At 36.9% G+C, this 17,253-nt stretch carries 14 protein-coding genes, 1 tRNA gene and 1 pseudogene; 10 read left to right on the plus strand and 6 right to left on the minus strand.

The features are described 5' to 3' along the window. The first annotated feature begins 74 nt into the window (after positions 1 to 74). The 10 genes from LB076_RS03550 to LB076_RS03595 all read left to right on the plus strand — a co-directional run bounded on the left by LB076_RS03550 (position 75) and on the right by LB076_RS03595 (position 10,609). Positions 75 to 566, plus strand: a complete 492-nt coding sequence (locus tag LB076_RS03550) for a F0F1 ATP synthase subunit B (RefSeq protein ID WP_066332933.1) — start codon at positions 75 to 77, stop codon at positions 564 to 566. 4 nt (positions 567 to 570) lie between these two features. Beyond that, positions 571 to 1,104: an ATP synthase F1 subunit delta gene (gene atpH, locus LB076_RS03555; RefSeq protein WP_066332936.1), complete on the plus strand. Its 534-nt coding sequence runs from the start codon at positions 571 to 573 to the stop codon at positions 1,102 to 1,104. Between the two features lie 38 nt (positions 1,105 to 1,142). After that, positions 1,143 to 2,720, plus strand: coding sequence for a F0F1 ATP synthase subunit alpha (gene atpA, locus LB076_RS03560; RefSeq protein WP_066332938.1), 1,578 nt, complete (start codon positions 1,143 to 1,145; stop codon positions 2,718 to 2,720). A 100-nt stretch (positions 2,721 to 2,820) separates the two neighbouring features. Next, on the plus strand, positions 2,821 to 3,681 hold the full coding sequence (gene atpG / locus LB076_RS03565) for an ATP synthase F1 subunit gamma (protein ID WP_066332940.1): 861 nt from the start codon (positions 2,821 to 2,823) through the stop codon (positions 3,679 to 3,681). Positions 3,682 to 3,949: 268 nt separating this feature from the next. Continuing rightward, positions 3,950 to 5,428, plus strand: coding sequence for a lipopolysaccharide biosynthesis protein (locus LB076_RS03570; RefSeq protein ID WP_066332942.1), 1,479 nt, complete (start codon positions 3,950 to 3,952; stop codon positions 5,426 to 5,428). Positions 5,429 to 5,542: 114 nt separating this feature from the next. After that, positions 5,543 to 5,977 (plus strand): dUTP diphosphatase, encoded by a 435-nt coding sequence (gene dut, locus LB076_RS03575; RefSeq protein WP_066332944.1) that lies wholly within the window; start codon positions 5,543 to 5,545, stop codon positions 5,975 to 5,977. Between the two features lie 105 nt (positions 5,978 to 6,082). Further along, entirely contained in the window at positions 6,083 to 7,099 is a 1,017-nt protein-coding gene (locus LB076_RS03580; RefSeq protein ID WP_066332953.1) for a sugar phosphate nucleotidyltransferase, read from the plus strand. A gap of 64 nt (positions 7,100 to 7,163) precedes the next feature. Further along, on the plus strand, positions 7,164 to 8,519 hold the full coding sequence (locus LB076_RS03585) for a tetratricopeptide repeat protein (RefSeq protein WP_066332956.1): 1,356 nt from the start codon (positions 7,164 to 7,166) through the stop codon (positions 8,517 to 8,519). 6 nt (positions 8,520 to 8,525) lie between these two features. Then, positions 8,526 to 9,296, plus strand: a complete 771-nt coding sequence (gene lolB1 / locus LB076_RS03590) for a lipoprotein insertase outer membrane protein LolB1 (RefSeq protein ID WP_066332958.1) — start codon at positions 8,526 to 8,528, stop codon at positions 9,294 to 9,296. A 23-nt stretch (positions 9,297 to 9,319) separates the two neighbouring features. Continuing rightward, positions 9,320 to 10,609 (plus strand): murein hydrolase activator EnvC family protein, encoded by a 1,290-nt coding sequence (locus LB076_RS03595; RefSeq protein ID WP_066332961.1) that lies wholly within the window; start codon positions 9,320 to 9,322, stop codon positions 10,607 to 10,609. A 106-nt stretch (positions 10,610 to 10,715) separates the two neighbouring features. Here the strand turns inward: LB076_RS03595 and LB076_RS03600 are convergent, their stop codons facing one another. The 6 genes and pseudogenes from LB076_RS03600 to LB076_RS03620 all read right to left on the minus strand — a co-directional run bounded on the left by LB076_RS03600 (position 10,716) and on the right by LB076_RS03620 (position 17,118). Continuing rightward, positions 10,716 to 11,750 (minus strand): hypothetical protein, encoded by a 1,035-nt coding sequence (locus LB076_RS03600; RefSeq protein WP_066332963.1) that lies wholly within the window; start codon positions 11,748 to 11,750, stop codon positions 10,716 to 10,718. Between the two features lie 354 nt (positions 11,751 to 12,104). Beyond that, positions 12,105 to 13,010: a DUF5655 domain-containing protein gene (locus tag LB076_RS03605; RefSeq protein ID WP_066332966.1), complete on the minus strand. Its 906-nt coding sequence runs from the start codon at positions 13,008 to 13,010 to the stop codon at positions 12,105 to 12,107. Further along, positions 13,007 to 13,141, minus strand: a complete 135-nt coding sequence (locus LB076_RS14115; RefSeq protein ID WP_255308134.1) for a hypothetical protein — start codon at positions 13,139 to 13,141, stop codon at positions 13,007 to 13,009. Before LB076_RS14115 ends, LB076_RS03605 begins: the two co-directional genes overlap by 4 nt. Positions 13,142 to 13,157: 16 nt before the next feature. After that, positions 13,158 to 13,229 (minus strand): annotated as a pseudogene (locus LB076_RS14030) (hypothetical protein); the annotation flags it as partial. A 211-nt stretch (positions 13,230 to 13,440) separates the two neighbouring features. Beyond that, positions 13,441 to 16,746: an Eco57I restriction-modification methylase domain-containing protein gene (locus LB076_RS03610; RefSeq protein ID WP_066332973.1), complete on the minus strand. Its 3,306-nt coding sequence runs from the start codon at positions 16,744 to 16,746 to the stop codon at positions 13,441 to 13,443. Positions 16,747 to 17,044: 298 nt separating this feature from the next. After that, positions 17,045 to 17,118: transfer RNA gene (locus LB076_RS03620), tRNA-Asn, on the minus strand. Positions 17,119 to 17,253 lie beyond the last annotated feature (135 nt).

The following is a 17,253-nucleotide window of genomic DNA, read 5'->3' on the forward strand; positions in this document are numbered from 1 at the left end:
AAATTTCCTGTAGCGGTTGGCTACAGGAAGTTTTTTTACAAAAACAAAAAACAATTTTTTAAATATATAAGTTTATGCAATTAACTTCACCAGAGAGTTTAATATTTTGGACAACAATCATATTTGTTGTTTTCTTTATTCTTTTAAGAAAATTTGCTTGGAAACCAATCTTGGGAGCAGTACAAAGCCGTGAGGAATCGATTAACAATGCCTTGGCATCTGCTGAGTCTGCACGTTTAGAGATGCAAAATTTAACCGCTAGCAACGAACGTATTTTACAAGAAGCAAGAGTAGAACGGGATGCTTTATTAAAAGAAGCTCGTGAAATGAGAGAAAAAATGATTGCAGATTCTAAGGAAGAAGCACAGCTACAAGGCGAAAGAATGATAGCACAAGCTAAAACGGCTATTGCTGCTGAGAAAAATGCTGCTATGGCAGAATTGAAAACTCAGGTTTCTACCTTGTCCTTGAACATTGCTGAAAAATTATTGAAAGACGAATTATCTAACAAAGAAGCTCAAACTAAATTAGTAGAGAACATGTTAGGTGACGTAAAATTAAACTAAAATTATGTCAGGAACTAGAGCAGCAATTCGTTATGCAAAAGCAATTTTAGAGATAGCACAATCCAAAGGTGTAGCTCCAGCAGTTAGCATGGACATGAAGACTATCGCTTCCACTATAAAGGAGAACCAAGAGTTAAGCAATTTCATTCTAAACCCCACTCTAAAAGTGGAACAAAAAGAAAACGCTTTATTAGAGGTATTTGCTACTAGTGATGCTGTAACTAAAATGTTATTTCATTTGTTATTTGAAAACAAAAGATTTGAAATCTTAGAAGCAATTGCATTAGAATATAATAACTTATTTGATACCCTCAATGGAGTAGAAGTAGCTAAGGTTACTACAGCAATTCCGATGGATGCCGCTTTAGAAGCTAAAGTTTTGGCTAAAATAGCAACCCTATCAGATAAGAAAATTACAATCGAAAATACCGTAGATCCAGCAATTATTGGGGGATTTATATTAACAATAGGTGACAAGCAGTACAATGCTTCTGTTGCTAACCGATTACAAGTATTAAAAAGAGAATTAAGTAACTAGTTTTTATTACACATTAAGTGTCTAAATTATAAATTAAGATGGCGGAAATCAAACCTGCTGAAATTTCAGCAATATTAAGAAAGCAAGTAGAAGGTTTTGAATCTGGTGCTACACTAGAGGAAGTAGGAACGGTACTTCAAGTTGGAGATGGTATTGCTCGTATTTACGGGCTTTCGAATGTGCAATATGGAGAATTAGTAGAATTTGACAATGGCCTAGAGGCTATTGTACTAAATCTTGAAGAAGACAATGTTGGTGTGGTACTTTTAGGACCATCCACCGGAATCAAAGAAGGATCAACTGCAAAAAGAACACAACGTATCGCTTCTCTTAAAGTAGGAGAACAAATGGTAGGACGTGTAGTAAACACACTTGGATTTCCAATTGATGGAAAAGGACCAATTGGTGGAGATTTATACGAAATGCCTTTAGAAAGAAAAGCTCCTGGAGTAATTTTCCGTCAACCAGTTACAGAACCATTACAAACCGGAATAAAAGCAGTAGATGCAATGATCCCAGTAGGTAGAGGACAACGTGAGCTAGTTATTGGTGACCGTCAAACGGGTAAATCTACAGTTTGTATTGATACAATCTTAAATCAAAAAGAATTTTACGATGCAGGGAAACCCGTATTTTGTATCTATGTTGCCATTGGACAAAAAGCTTCGACAGTAGCAGGAATTGCAAAAATGTTAGAAGAAAAAGGTGCTATGGCCTATACCGTTATTGTAGCAGCTAATGCTTCTGACCCAGCTCCAATGCAAGTATATGCTCCTTTCGCAGGTGCAGCCATTGGAGAATATTTTAGAGATTCAGGTCGTCCTGCTTTAATTGTTTATGATGATTTATCTAAACAAGCAGTTGCTTACCGTGAGGTATCTCTTTTATTAAGAAGACCACCCGGACGTGAAGCATATCCAGGAGATGTATTTTACTTACACAGTCGTTTATTAGAGCGTGCTTGTAAAGTAATTGCAGACGATGGAATTGCCAAAAACATGAACGATTTGCCAGATTCTTTAAAAGGTATCGTTAAAGGTGGTGGTTCCTTAACGGCATTGCCTATTATTGAAACACAAGCTGGAGACGTATCTGCATACATCCCAACCAACGTAATCTCTATTACAGATGGACAAATATTCTTGGATGGAGATTTGTTTAACTCAGGGGTTCGTCCAGCAATTAACGTAGGTATTTCGGTATCTCGTGTTGGAGGTAATGCACAAATTAAATCCATGAAAAAAGTAGCCGGAACCTTAAAACTAGATCAAGCACAATTCCGTGAATTGGAAGCGTTTGCTAAATTTGGTTCGGATCTAGATGCCGTTACTTTAAACGTAATTGAAAAAGGAAAAAGAAACGTTGAGATCTTAAAGCAAGGTTTAAACGATCCATATACCGTAGAAGACCAAGTAGCAATAATCTATGCAGGTTCTAAAAACTTATTAAAAAATGTACCTGTAAATAAAGTGAGAGAATTTGAGAAAGATTTCTTAGAATTTTTGAACAACAAACACAGAGCTACATTAGATGCTTTAAAAGCAGGTAAGCTAACCGACGAAATTACGGATGTAATTCAATCTGTGGCAAAAGAAGTTTCAGCAAAATATAACTAAAAATAGTCCAAGTTGTAAAGTCCAAAGTCTTAAAGTCAATTAACTGGCTTGAAAATGACTTTAGACTTTATAACTTTAGGGCATTAGACTAAAATAAAAAATGGCAAATTTAAAGGAAATCCGTAATAGAATTACTTCCGTTTCATCTACGATGCAGATTACATCCGCGATGAAAATGGTTTCTGCTGCAAAGCTAAAAAAAGCACAAGATGCAATTACTGCAATGCGCCCTTATGCCGAAAAATTAACAGAATTACTACAAAATCTTTCTGCTACACTCGAAGGAGATGCAGGAGGCGAATTTACCACACAACGTGAAGTAAAAAAAGTTTTGTTGGTTGCAATTACATCCAACAGAGGTTTATGTGGGGCGTTCAACACCAATGTAATTAAAGGTGCCAAAACCCGTGCAGCTCACTACCAAGGAAAACAAGTAGATATTTTTGCAATTGGTAAAAAAGGAAATGACGTATTGGCCAAAACCAACTCCGTAATTGCGAACCAAAGTGCAGTGTATGATAATTTGACTTTTGATGCCGTAGCTGCAATTGCCGAAACACTAACTCAAAAATTTGTTTCTGGAGAGTATGACAGAATAGAATTGATTTACAATCAGTTTAAAAATGCTGCCACACAAATTGTTCAAACCGAACAATTTTTGCCGCTAGCACCAATTCAATCGGACGTAGTAGCTTCTACTGGAGACTATATCTTTGAACCTTCTAAAGAAGAAATTGTATTAACATTGATCCCAAAATCATTAAAAATGCAATTATACAAAGGTATTCGGGATTCTTTTGCCTCCGAGCACGGCGCACGTATGACTGCCATGCACAAAGCAACCGATAATGCCACAGAATTAAGAAATCAATTAAAATTAACCTATAACAAAGCCCGTCAAGCTGCAATTACCAACGAGATCTTAGAGATTGTTGGAGGAGCCGAAGCTTTGAAAGGATAAATTTAGGATTTAAAAAGCCTAACAATTTCTGCAAAAAAGAGCCTTACCATAAAGTAAGGCTCTTTTTTTATAGCTATTTCACGCTTGATCACAAACCACAATCTACAAAAGGAGTCCAACATCTAGCAAAAAATCGTAGCAAACCACCCCAATAACTATTTTATCAGAACCACAAACCAAAATAAAAGCAATCCTTAGTATTGTACTACAGAATAAACCGAAGAATTAGTTATTTTTGTTCTACTAAAAATCAATAAAACATACCATTTTGGGATTATATAAAAATCTTTTTAAGCAAACTGCTATTTATGGCCTGGCAACCGTATTGCCCAGAATGTTTAGCTTTTTGCTAGTTCCACTCTACACCAATTTATTGCCCAAGGCCGCATACGGCCAAGTATCCATCATATTTGCCTACATGATATTCTTTAATGTAATCCTAGCCTACGGAATGGAAACCGCATTTTTTAGATTTTACAGCAAAGAAAAAAACAAAACCAACGTAATAGAAACCTCCATGGTCTCTATTTTTTGGACCACCGTTATGTTTTTGTTTTGCGCCCTATTATATCGGAGCACCCTAGCAGAATGGTCCGGCATAGAAGTACAATATATCGGGTACACCATCTGGATACTAGCCTTAGATGCTTTAGTAATCCTACCGTTTTCAAAACTAAGAGCCACCCAAAAATCCATGACGTATGCCACCATCAAAATAGCAAACGTAATAACCAACCTAATTCTAAGCATCTTTTTTTTAGTCTATTTACCACAAATGGCACAACACCATCCCGAAGGATTTTGGAGTTCCATATACCTAGATAACTTTCAGATAGGCTATATCTTTCTAGCCAACATAATAGCCAGTTTCTTAACCTTTGTAATACTTTCGCCAGATTATTTCTTGCTAAAATGGAAATTTGACTTCGCACTCTGGAAAAAAATGATGCGCTACAGCTTGCCAATTTTAGTAGCCGGAATAGCCTTTGCCATCAACGAACAATTTGACAAAATACTACTAGCCAAACTCCTACCCACCAACATCGCAGACTCCGAGGTTGGAGTCTATTCTGCCTGTTACAAACTAGGACTGTTTATGGTTTTGTACAGAACCGCCTACACCCTAGGGATAGAGCCCTTCTTCTTTAGCCATGCCTCAGACAAAAACGCCCCACAAACCTACGCCACCGTAACCAAATACTTTGTCATCTTTGGATCCTTCATACTACTGACCGTAATAGTATTTGCAGATCTGTTCAAACAAATAATGATACAAGACCCCTCCTATTGGGTAGCCATGAAAGTAGTACCACTAATAATCCTAGCCAATTTCTTTTTAGGGATCTACACCAACCTGTCGGTATGGTACAAACTGATAGACAAAACCCAAATAGGAGCCTATATCTCCATTGCAGGCGCCGCGATCACCCTAGTGCTCAATTACCTACTGATCCCAAGCATGAGCTATTATGGATCCGCAATTGCAACCCTAGCAGCCTATGGCAGCATGATGTTGATTTCGTATTATCTGGGCAATAAATACTATCCCATTCCGTACGATTTACCCAAAATAGGGAGCTATCTCTTGCTTTCCATACTTTTCTCAGCAGTATCCTTTTATGGATTCCGAGAAAATTATTACATAGGAATAGCCCTCCTACTACTGTTTCTATACTACATATACCATAACGAAAAAGCAATTCTAATAAAAATAATAAACCAAAAAAAGCAACCAAAAATGCATTAGGAGCCAATCCTGCTATCCGCTATATCTTTTCTTGCCTCCCAAAAAAGGCAAGAAAAGGATGCCGCTACTATCAGGGCTAAAAACCACCAAATCAGAACACCAATACCCACAAACATGAACATACAAATCATTAATACATCCGAACACCCTTTGCCAGAATACGCCACCATAGCCTCCGCCGGTATGGATTTACGAGCCAATCTCAAAGACCCCATCACCCTCCAACCATTAGAAAGAGCCATCATAAAAACCGGAATATTTATGGCCCTACCCACCGGCTACGAAGCCCAAGTACGGCCCCGTAGCGGCTTGGCTTTCAAACACGGAATCACCGTATTGAACAGCCCAGGCACAATAGATGCAGATTACCGTGGCGAAATTGGAGTAATTTTAGTAAATTTATCCAATGAAGCCTTTGTAGTCCAAAATGGAGAACGCATAGCCCAATTAATTCTAGCCAAGCACGAACGCGCCCAATGGCAAGAAGTAACCGAACTATCCCAAACCACTCGTGGAGAAGGCGGATTTGGTAGCACTGGATCCAAATAGGGCATCCAAGCCCACAAGGCAGTCATAAAACAAATTAAAACAACAATAAATTAAAACCCTACTTACCCCTAGTAGTAGTTCCCCAATGGGGGTTAGGGGACGTATATGAAAATAATCGTACCAATGGCAGGACGAGGTTCTCGTCTTCGCCCACACTCACTAACCGTTCCAAAACCATTAATACCAGTAGCAGGCAAACCAATAGTCCACCGACTGGTTGAAGACATCGCCAAAATATTAAAAGAACCCATTGAAGAAATCGCATTTATACTAGGAGACGAAGCCTTTTTTGGAGCAGAAGTAGTAAAAAGCCTCGAAGAACTAGCACAAGGATTAGGAGCCAAAGCCACCATCTACCGTCAAGACAAACCACTAGGTACCGGTCACGCCATTATGTGTGCCAAAGAATCCCTATCTGGTCCAGCCGTAATAGCCTATGCAGACACGCTCATTAGAGCAGATTTTGATCTAGATCCCACAGCAGATGCCGTAATTTGGGTCAAACAAGTAGACCAACCCGAGGCCTTTGGAGTAGTAAAAATGAACGCCAATAACGAAATTACTGAATTAGTCGAAAAACCAACCCAATTTGTAAGTGACCTTGCCGTTATCGGCATCTATTATTTCAAAGAAGTAGGCAATTTAAAAAAAGAACTACAAAACGTATTGGACAACAACATCCAAAACGGAGGCGAATACCAAATCAACGACGGCATAAAAGCCATGATGCAACAAGGCAGCATTTTTAAAACCGGTAGTGTAGACCAATGGATGGATTGCGGAAACAAAAACGTAACCGTAGAGACCAACACCAGAATGCTCGGTTTTTTAGAAAAAGACCAAGTAAATATGGTAGCCTCCAACGTACGATTAGACAACGCAACCATCATACCGCCATGTTATATAGGCGAAGACGTAATTTTAAAAAACGCCACCGTAGGGCCAAATGTCTCCTTAGGTAAAGGATGCCACGTAAGCAACAGTACCATAAAAAACAGCTTGGTGCAAACCCATGCTCACCTCACCAACGCAAAATTAGACAATGCCATGATAGGCAACCATGTAAAATTTAATGGCGATTTTACAAGCATCAGCATTGGAGATTACTCCGTTTTAGAATAGCATTAAACACGCAGACCACACCTACACGTGCATCTGTACGAGTAGGTGTTTTATAAATATACCCATGAAAAAGAAAGCACTCTTATTGCTGTTTTTTGTTTTGCTCAGCAATTCCAATAGGCTATTGGCGCAAACACAACCAGAGGTTAGCAAGCAAGATACCGCTACATTTCAGGAATATTTTTATGAGTCTTTAAAACAAAAAGCTATCGAAAATTATGACAAAGCCATAAACGCATTACAACAATGCCAAACCATTGACCCACAAAACGCTACAATTTATTTTGAGTTAGGAAAAAACTATTTGGCCCTAAAACAATACCAAAATGCCTATTCGTCCTTTGAGCATGCCACCCAGATAGACCCTAGCAACAAGTGGTTTTGGGTAGGAATGTACGATGTAAGTTACGCCACCAAAGACTATTCTACTGGCATAAAGGTACTAGACAAACTGATTGTTTTAGACCCAAAATTTAAAGAAGATTTAGTATCCCTTTACATGAATACTAGAGCGTTTGACAAAGCATTAGACTTAATCAACGCACTCAATGAGCACGTTGGTTCTACAGACCGAAGAGAGGCCTACAAACTTCAAATTTTATCCGAACCCAAATACCAAACTGCCGAAATTGCCAACCTAGAAACCCAAATACAAAAATACCCCAAGGTAGAGTCCAATTATATTGCCCTAATTTATTTGTATTCCAAAAACAATAGCCTAGGCAAAGTAGCGCTCACCGTAAAAAAACTAGAGCAGCACATCCCAACTTCAGAATGGGCACAAGTAAGTTTATTTAAAAATTATCTAGAAAACAATCAGGGCCCAAAAGCAGTACAAGCCATGACAATTGTTCTAAAAAGCACCCAAATAGACTCCAAAATTAAACACCGAGTTCTAAACGAGTTTTTGTTATTTGTTACAAAAAACCCACAATATAGCCCCGATTTAGACACTGCCATAAGTTATTTTGATCACGATCCCGAAATAAACGTAGCCTTAGAGATAGGCAAATTTTACCACAGCAAAAAACAATTTGACAAAGCCATAACGCTCTACCAAAAAGCCATTAAAAACAGCAACACCACAGATTTAGAAACCAATTTATTATTGTTAGAAGCCTATGTTGCCGTCCAAAAATTCGAAGAAGTAGCCCGCCAAACCGAAGCATTACTTGGCCTATTTCCGGCACAACCCCAATTGTATTATTATTCGGGTCTTGCCTACAACCAACTACAACAATTCCAGAAAGCCAAAGATGCGCTAGAGTCTGGCCAAGATTATCTGATAGAAGACTTGCCTCTAGAGATAAATTTTAATATACAGTTAGGCCAAGCCTATAGCGGTTTAGGAGACACCAAGAAAAAAGAATTTTATTTCTCTAAAGCCAATAAATTAGTAACGGAATCTAAGAAACAATAATTATTTATGAAAAAAATTGCCGCCTTTTTGCTTCTCATTATGGTGATTTCGTGCAAAATCAAAGCAGTCAGCACCGCAGCAACTACACCTGCAAGCTACCTTAAGGCCAAAACCATAATAGACACGCATTACAAAAACCAGATAGACTATACCACTTTGTACCTAAAAGCCAACGCTCGCTTTGCAGACAGCAAACAAACGCAAAACGTAACGGCAGAGATACGCATCAAAAAAGACGAACAAATTTTAGTAAGCATTCGTTTTTTGGGTATAACCATGGCCAAAGCCTCCATTACTCCAAGCTCCGTGCAGTATTATGAAAAAATTAAAGGCACGTATTTTGAAGGAGACTTTAGCTCTTTGAGCGCTTGGTTGGGCACGGATTTAGACTACAACAAGATCCAAAATATGCTAACAGGAGAAGCCTTGGATGATTTAACCAAAGGCAAATACCTAGAGTCTCTAACAGACCAATTGTATCGATTAGAAGCTGTAGCCAAAACCAACACCCAAAAAACCTTTTATATAGATGCCACAGATTTTAAAGTAAAAAAACAAGAACTCATCCAAGCCAAAGAAGGAAGAATGATGCAAATTCTATATGCCGACACCCAGCAATTTGCGCCCTATACCTTGCCAACCAACGTAGTTATTACCAGCTATCAGAATGCAGATAAGGCCGAAATTAATTTGAATTACAATACGGTTTCGTATAATGAAGAACTTTCTTTTCCATATAGTGTTCCAAATGGTTATAATAGAATTATAATTAAGTAAATTTGCCAAAATAAATTTTCAAGATGCCAAAATTTTTCCTTAGCCTAATTTGTATTTGCCTGACTACAGTGTTGTGGAGTCAATCTACTCAACAAGAAAAGTTAGAGCAAAGAAAGGCACAGATTCAGAAAGAAATAAAAGATAACGAAAAGTTATTGCAATCCGTAAAGTCGAAAGAAAAATCGGCTATGAACGTGTATATGATTCAAAAAAATAAAATCAGACTCAAAGAAAACCTAATACATACCACCGAAAAGCAAACCAAGCTTTTGGCAAATGACATGTATATCAACCAGATAAAGATTAATAAATTAAACAAAGAATTGGCCATTCTCAAAGAAGATTATGCCAAAATGATTGTAAAATCATACAAAAGCAGATCCGAGCAAAGTAGAGCCATGTTTATACTTTCTTCCGAAACTTTTTTGCAGGCATACAAAAGAGCTCAATATTTAAAACAATACACCAATTTTAGAAAATCCCAAGGAGAAGAAATTAAATCTAAATCTACCGATTTAATACAGGTTAACAAAAAGCTGAGCGGACAAAAAGTAGTCAAACAAAAATTACTTGCCGAGAACGTAAAGGAGCGTACGGTGCTAGAAAAAGAAAAAATAGTACAAGAAAAGTTGGTTAACGAAATCAAGAAAGACAAAAACAGAATTGTTTCGGATATCCGCAAGAAACAAAGAGAATCCAAAACCATAGACAAGCAAATTGACCGTTTGATTAGAGCTGCCATTGCCGAAGCCAATAGAAAAGCAGCACTCGAAAAAGCCAAAGCCAAAGCACTCGCCGAAAAATCCAATGCAACACCCAAAGAAGTAGCCGCCACGGCCGCCAAAGAACCTGTCTCTTCTTCAAGGATTGAATTGACCCCAGAATCCAAATTAATAGCAGATAACTTTAGAGCCAACCGAGGCAGTTTGCCATGGCCTGTAGAAAAAGGATTTATATCCTTAGGCTACGGTAACCAAGCACACCCCATTTACAATACTCTGGTTATACACAACAGTGGTGTCGAAATCACCACCAACGAAGGTGCCAATGCTAGAGCCGTATTTGGAGGAGAAGTAGCAAGTGTGATGGTATTATCACCAGTTAACAAAGCCGTAATGATCCAGCACGGGGATTATTTTACGATTTACCAAAACTTAAGTTCTGTATCGGTAAACAAAGGCGATAAAATAAGCATCAAACAAACCATAGGACGTGTCAGAACCAATGGGGATACCGGCAAAACAGTAATCAAATTTTTGTTATTACAAAATACCACCTACACAGATCCTAAGGGATGGTTGTCCAATAAATAAGGTATTGGATCGATACCATACCCAACAAAGGGCTTTATTTTTTTATATAAAAAAAATAAAGCCCTTTGCTCGTTGGACCAAGCTGCAAATACCAGCAGCAAAATCCTTATTGGTATTGTATATAAATGGGTTTTGGAGTAAGCTGTAATACCTCCTGTGGCGTGTACATGGTCCAGTTGTTCCAGTTGTCATTTTTATAAAATAATTTAAAACCCGTAAACTGAACAGGTTCTTTAAACAAATACCGCATATAAGTTGCTTTTTTTAATACTTTACTGCCAAAACCATCCATATCCATAATTATTTGCACCTCCGGAACGGTTTTTATGTTTTGGTAATTTGTAACCATACCTTGGGTAAAACGATGTACCACCAACATCTTTGGGGGCAAATTGTTTTCTGAAACCACCTCTGCCAGAATACCTATGGCATCATTGATGTCTTTTGCATCCAAAGTTCCAATTTTAGTGCCCGGAACTGCACCAGGTTGCAAAGAAAATTCTGGATCAATACCCAAGTGTACCTCCGGGAGTTTTAAATACTCTTTGAGAGCATTAACTTCGTCTTTTAGGTTGCTGTGGCCTACCTGAATATCCAAAAAAACCAAAGCACCTATAGGTTTGGCCCAGCTCAGTACGGTATCTATTTGGCTGTTGGGCATCCGCATGCGGTATAGGTTGGATTTGCCAGGGTTTGCTTGAGCAGTTACGGCAATATAATGCAAGGCCGGAAGCGTGCTAACCGTAGTATCTGCTGCGGCCCATTTGGCTACTTCTTGTTGCAGTTGAGACAGCATTTGCTCCTTGGGGATTGCGCCCAGAATGCCCATTTTGGTAGAATACAAATTTCCATAAAAAGCAATAATTCGGTGGTTTGGCAGCCACGCACCAGCCAACGGATAGGGCGTTTTGACAGGCCATCTTCCGGTGGTGTCTGCGTTACTCAAGGCAAGCATTTTTTGGTTATAAGCTACCGTATCTACTATTTTGGCTACCGTATCTGCAACCTTCTCAGTGGGCTGTTGTAGCGTTGCAGGAGGTTGTTTTGGGCTTGCAGGAGAGCCTTTTTTTTGCTGGCAAGCAGCCATAAATAGGCAAAGCAATGGCACAAAAAACAAAAGGATAAATGGGGTCTTTTTCATAACACAAGCAGTTAAATTTCTTACAAAGGTAAGTGGATTCTTGCTGGTTTAGTTACGTCCTGATGTGGTATTGTTATACCATTATGCGCTCTGGATTTGGCCCCAAAGTTTTTTTAAACAAGGGTTTTTTGTGCGTGTCTTTAAATAAAGAAACGTACTAGTTGTATTGTTTTTGGGATAGGGGCCTTTTTAGTAGCTGGATTCAACTTAGAAATGCAACTTTTCAATAAATCGGTGTGCATTGATTCGTGCATGCAATTTGCTATCGGAATTTGCAACCAATCGGCAACTTTATTTTTGAGTATTCTATACTCTAGTATCCCATCAACCCATTGAGCTTGCTGTACTCGAATTCTATTTAATCACCTGCTTTATTAGGCTCATAATATATTCTAGATCCGTATCATTTTCTATTTGAATTTGATAATCTCCATTACCTCTATGACCAATGTTTGCAACATCTTTAGCTAATCCTTTTGGGTCGTCTAATGTTCCTGTTTTGGTATTAACAAATATCTTTAATCCTTTTTTTTGCATCTCAATATCCGAAATGTTACTGCCTTTTTTGAAAGCGATGTAAAATTTTTGAGGAATAATTTCTATCCCATCGGCAAGATTTGTTATTGCGGCTTTAAACTTTTCGTATAATTCTACAGAAGCATCCGAGCCGTTGTTATAATGGTCTTCTTCGGTATATACTTTTATGTTTTCTTTGACTTCTTTTAGTTTTTCACTGTTTTCTAAAAGTGGTTTTATACTTGGTGCGCCACTACTTTTTTTAATACTGTTGATGCTTATGGTGTTATTCTCAAATTGTTTTACTTCCCACAATTCGATACCAAAATCTTTAAAATCACTTGCAGATATTTGATTTTCTGTAAAACTTGGAGAAACAAAAGCCACTCTTGATTGGGACCAATCCACATCTTTACTGTGCAAAGTATCTTGTAGTGTTTCGTTGTAAGTTAGTATAAATTCTGCCTTGTTTTGCAGCATTAAATTCAGGTAGGTGAGGCCTTGGTCTACTACGCTGTAGTTCTTGTCTCTTTTGTACTCAATAATGATAAATGCGTTGGTTTGCTTATCGTAAGCTAGAGAATCTATACGTTTGTTTTTTATGGCAAATTCTGATTTTACTAATTCCAAGCGCATCACTTCTTGAAGATTATTTTCAAAAATAGATTGCATTTCTTTCTCTAACTTAAATGGTTTTTCTTTTACTTGGTTTAATTGACCGGAAGTGTTATTGTAGAGAATCATTTTTTTTGTTTTTTTATTATATTTTCAAGCGTTTCTAAATCTACACTATCTGCTTCTTTGGCTTCTTGTGCTTTTCTGTTTTGGTCGAATTCTAAATTGCGTTCCTCTTTTACTCCGTACTCTAAACCCAATTGCTAAGATCATGTCTAGGGCATAAAAAGTAACTTCGTAATTTTTACCATCTGCAGCAGTTGTAAAGTAATTCTTTACAACTAAAATTTCGTGTAACTCTTTTTATTCTAGTATGTTAGCGATGTGTTGCCCTATGTTTTGTTTAGAGGTGTCAAAAAGTTCTGCTAATTGGTTTTGGTTCATTCAAATAGTACCCTCTTTGGGATATAAACGTACAGCTGTTTTACCATCTGGTGTGTTGTAAATAATGATGTTTTGCTCGTTTTGCTCCATGCTATTTGTTTTGCGTTACGGGTATTTAACTATTTTCAACAATTGCTATTTCCTCTTCACTCAATCCATACAACTCATAAACCATTGCATCAATTTCTCGATCTGTGGAGTTGATTTGTTGTTTTAAGGCTTGGGCTTCAGCTTTTTTGGTTTCAAAAACATCCATCCAGTCCATTTCGTCTAGTTTGGTTAGTTCTTTAATGGGTTGTAGTTCGTTTTTAACGCGTTCTTTATTAGTTACTTTAATAGCTTTATTGATTTCTTTGATAAAATCGCCAAAATCCAGCTCGTACCAGTTTTCTAGCTTTTTAGTTAGTTTTTGTATTGCAAATTGGGATTGTAGGTATTTTGTGAATTTACCGATTACTTGAAAAAAGCATTTTGTTGAACTTAATTGTTTTTTAGCTATATCTGAGAAATTATATTTATCCACATTCTCCAATGGTATACCGAATGGTTCCAAGTATTTTGTTTTAAAATAGAAGTAACCCCCACCATATTCAGAACTAGTATTTTTAATGAAATACCATAGTATCTTACTATTTAATATTGGTAGATAATCTGCAGCTTTATATTCAGGTTTAAGTAGTACTAAATATCCTCCAGCATCTGCATAAACATCTGTTTCTTTATTTGTAAAACTTGGAATATTTTGTAGTTGAGGAGTAATAATATAGTCTTTCTCAAACAATTCTATTTCTCTTGATCTATGAAGAGAATACCAATATTTTGGATTTGTTTTATACCTAGTCTTCTTATCGATTAGATTTTGCTTAAAATTACTTAAATATTTTTCTGTTAGCGGAAATTGATTTGTAAATTCTTCAGGCTCAAAAGGAACTGTTTTATTTTTTGAGTTTAATTTATGGGGGTAAATTACGTATTTTGAAGAATTTAAAGGTAGGTATCTTTTTATGTCTTGACCTTTTAATACTTCTTTAAGTATTGTTGATTCAAGGACTACATCTTGACCTAACTCTTTGGAATATCCATAAAATAAATCATTTTTAACTACGCCTTCAAGCATAAATATATCATCTCCGGTAGTTATTAGACCTTGATAAATCCCCTCGCAAATTTCTTTTAGTTTAGCACCTGCATTTATTTTATCCATAATAGATATACCAAGATTATTTTTTAATATCCAAGGTTTTTCAGAAAGATTCTTGTATTTAATTTCCTCAAAATTAAATGATTCTAGTATTTCAGAAGGATCAATATTAATAAAGTTCATAATATTATTATTCTTCTTCAAATTAATTATACAAGTATAAGTTGCTGCATCATTAAATACAATCTTAGAACCGAAATGAACAATTGAATCCACAGATTTGGTATCAATGAAAAATTTTCTTATCCCTACACCAAAATCAGCTACTAAAAATTTGTGAGGTAGTATATATGAAACTATTCCTTTTTCATTTATTAAATAATATGATTTTTCCATGAATAAAGCATAAAGGTCATATTTGCCAGTTGCAGAAACATATTTTTTTTCTAGGTATAAAGTTTGTTCAAAATAAAATTCTTTTAAACTTTGAACTCTAACATAAGGCGGATTCCCAATAATCACGTCAAATCCTCCTTTTGCAAATACGCTCGGGAATTGTTCTTGCCAGTTAAAGGCTTTATCTCCTGCAACGGCTTTACTGTCTATCAAGCTGTTCCCGCATTTAATGTTATTATTGAGGGAGTTTAGTTTGCGGCGGGGTTGTGCGGTGCGCAGCCATAAGGATAGTTTGGCAATTTCGACACTTTCCTCATTTAGATCGACACCGTAAATGTTGTTTTCTAAAATGGTGTTCTCAATATCGCTAAAGACTAAACCTCCACCTAAAATTTTGGCTTTAAGTTCGTCTATATAATTGTGTTCTTTTATTAGAAAGTCAAGAGCTTGGTTCAGGAAAGCACCACTACCACAAGCGGGGTCGCAAATGGTGAGTTGCAGCAGCCAATCTCTATAGGTATCGAGTATCTCTACTAATTTTATTATAGTGGCTTGTTGGCGGTTTTTGCGGCCTTTAAAGTACTCCTCTTCTTTAAATCCTAATTCGTTTTTCTTTTCCTCACACAGTTTACCAATGGTGTTTTCTACAATATATTTGGTGATGTATTTTGGGGTATAAAAAACACCGTCTTTCTTGCGTTTGCTTTTTTGTTTATCAAAATCACCGCCCTCAATTTCGGCATTTACGCTTTCAATTTCGTTAAGGGAGTTTTCAAAAATATGCCCCAAAATGTTAACGTCTACTTGACTTTCAAAATCATACGAAGCTAGTGTTTGGGTATGTTTGTATAATAAATCATTGTCTATCTCTAGCTTATCTAAAAGGCTGTCTTCTTTAAACAAGCCACCATTGTAGGCGTAAATTTCGGCTCGATTTGTTGTTCCTTGTCTTCCAGTGTCCAAAAACCTAAAATATTGCTTAAAGAGGTCATAAAGTGGTCTTTCGTCTCCAAAATCCACATCTGCTTTCCATTTGTTTAGTATTTGGATGGTGCTATTGGGCGGCAGTAATCCTCTGTCTTCGGCAAAGAAAACAAACAAAAAGCGGTCTATTAATTTTTGGGATTTTTTGAATAAAGTGAGTTTAAAGTTTTTATCTAACTGCAATTGCTCTGCCTTGGCTTCTTCATCCAAATCAGGATCAATGCTATCAACGCTACTTTTTAACCTTTTGGCATTGCGTTTTACTAAATCTCTAAATAATTCTCTTTTAAATACAGAATAGTCTTTGTAGAATTGCTTGGTTATTTGCTCCTCTACAACAATAGAGGCTTCTTTTATCTGTAATGGTATATTGTTTAAAATGTTGTCTTTTTGTAAACACAAATACAATAGTTCAAAACGTTCGGGAGTTAATTCAAATAAATTAAATTCTTCAAACTCTGTAGCATCATTAATATAAAAACGCAACTTTTCGTAATTGGAAGTAATTACATACACGCAGTCTTTTTGATTGGCTTTATAATCAAATGCTTGTTGGCGGATGCTTTCAAGATCTTTGGTTTTGGTGCCCTTTAACTCAATTACTCCAATGGCTACCGTGTTGTTTAGTATGGCGCCATCTGCCTTACGGGAGTTGGTTTGGTTTTTGTATTCGGCAACTAGATTAAAAGCAATATTGGGCTTTAGGGTGTATTCTAGTATGTTTACAAATAATTCGGTCAAAAAAATACCTTGGTATTCTTCTTCTTTAGAATTCCGAATGTTATCCTGTATGGTAGGGTTCAAAAAATACCGAGTGTATTTTTGGTATGCCTTGGTTACTTTGGAGGAGTCTAGTTGTTTGAGATGTTTATTAAGAACCGATTTTTGATATAACGCCATGGTATGAAAAGACTTTTTTTGGAGTGTTAAAAATACGAATCTTTATTTGAAGTAGCTTTTTCTTTGGCTGTTTATTTTTAGGATGGTTATTCGGGCTGTGCTCCATCCAAGGGAGTTGGTTTTTATTGTTTTCGGGTGCAGCTATTGGCAAGGTAACAGCAACGCTTTTGGGACGGGGATGGTGCCTTGTGTTGCTTGGGTAGCGGCTGTTTTGGGTTTTAGAACGCCAGCTTGGCAATAATTGGGTTGGGTTTAGTGCAAAAAAAAAGCCTGACATTGCTGTCAGGCTTTTAAAAAGCTCCCTCTCTTGGGCTCGAACCAAGGACCCTCTGATTAACAGTCAGATGCTCTAACCAACTGAGCTAAGAAGGAAACTGTATGTTTTTATATCTAAGAACTTTTTACTCTTTTTTTGTTGCTTTATTCTGATATGTGTTTCAGTGTTTCAGCGGTGCAAAGATACGCCTAATTTTGACATCTGCAAGCATAAATTTAATTTTTTTTAAT

It is taken from the genome of Flavobacterium crassostreae (assembly GCF_001831475.1).
Lineage (GTDB): Bacteria > Bacteroidota > Bacteroidia > Flavobacteriales > Flavobacteriaceae > Flavobacterium > Flavobacterium crassostreae.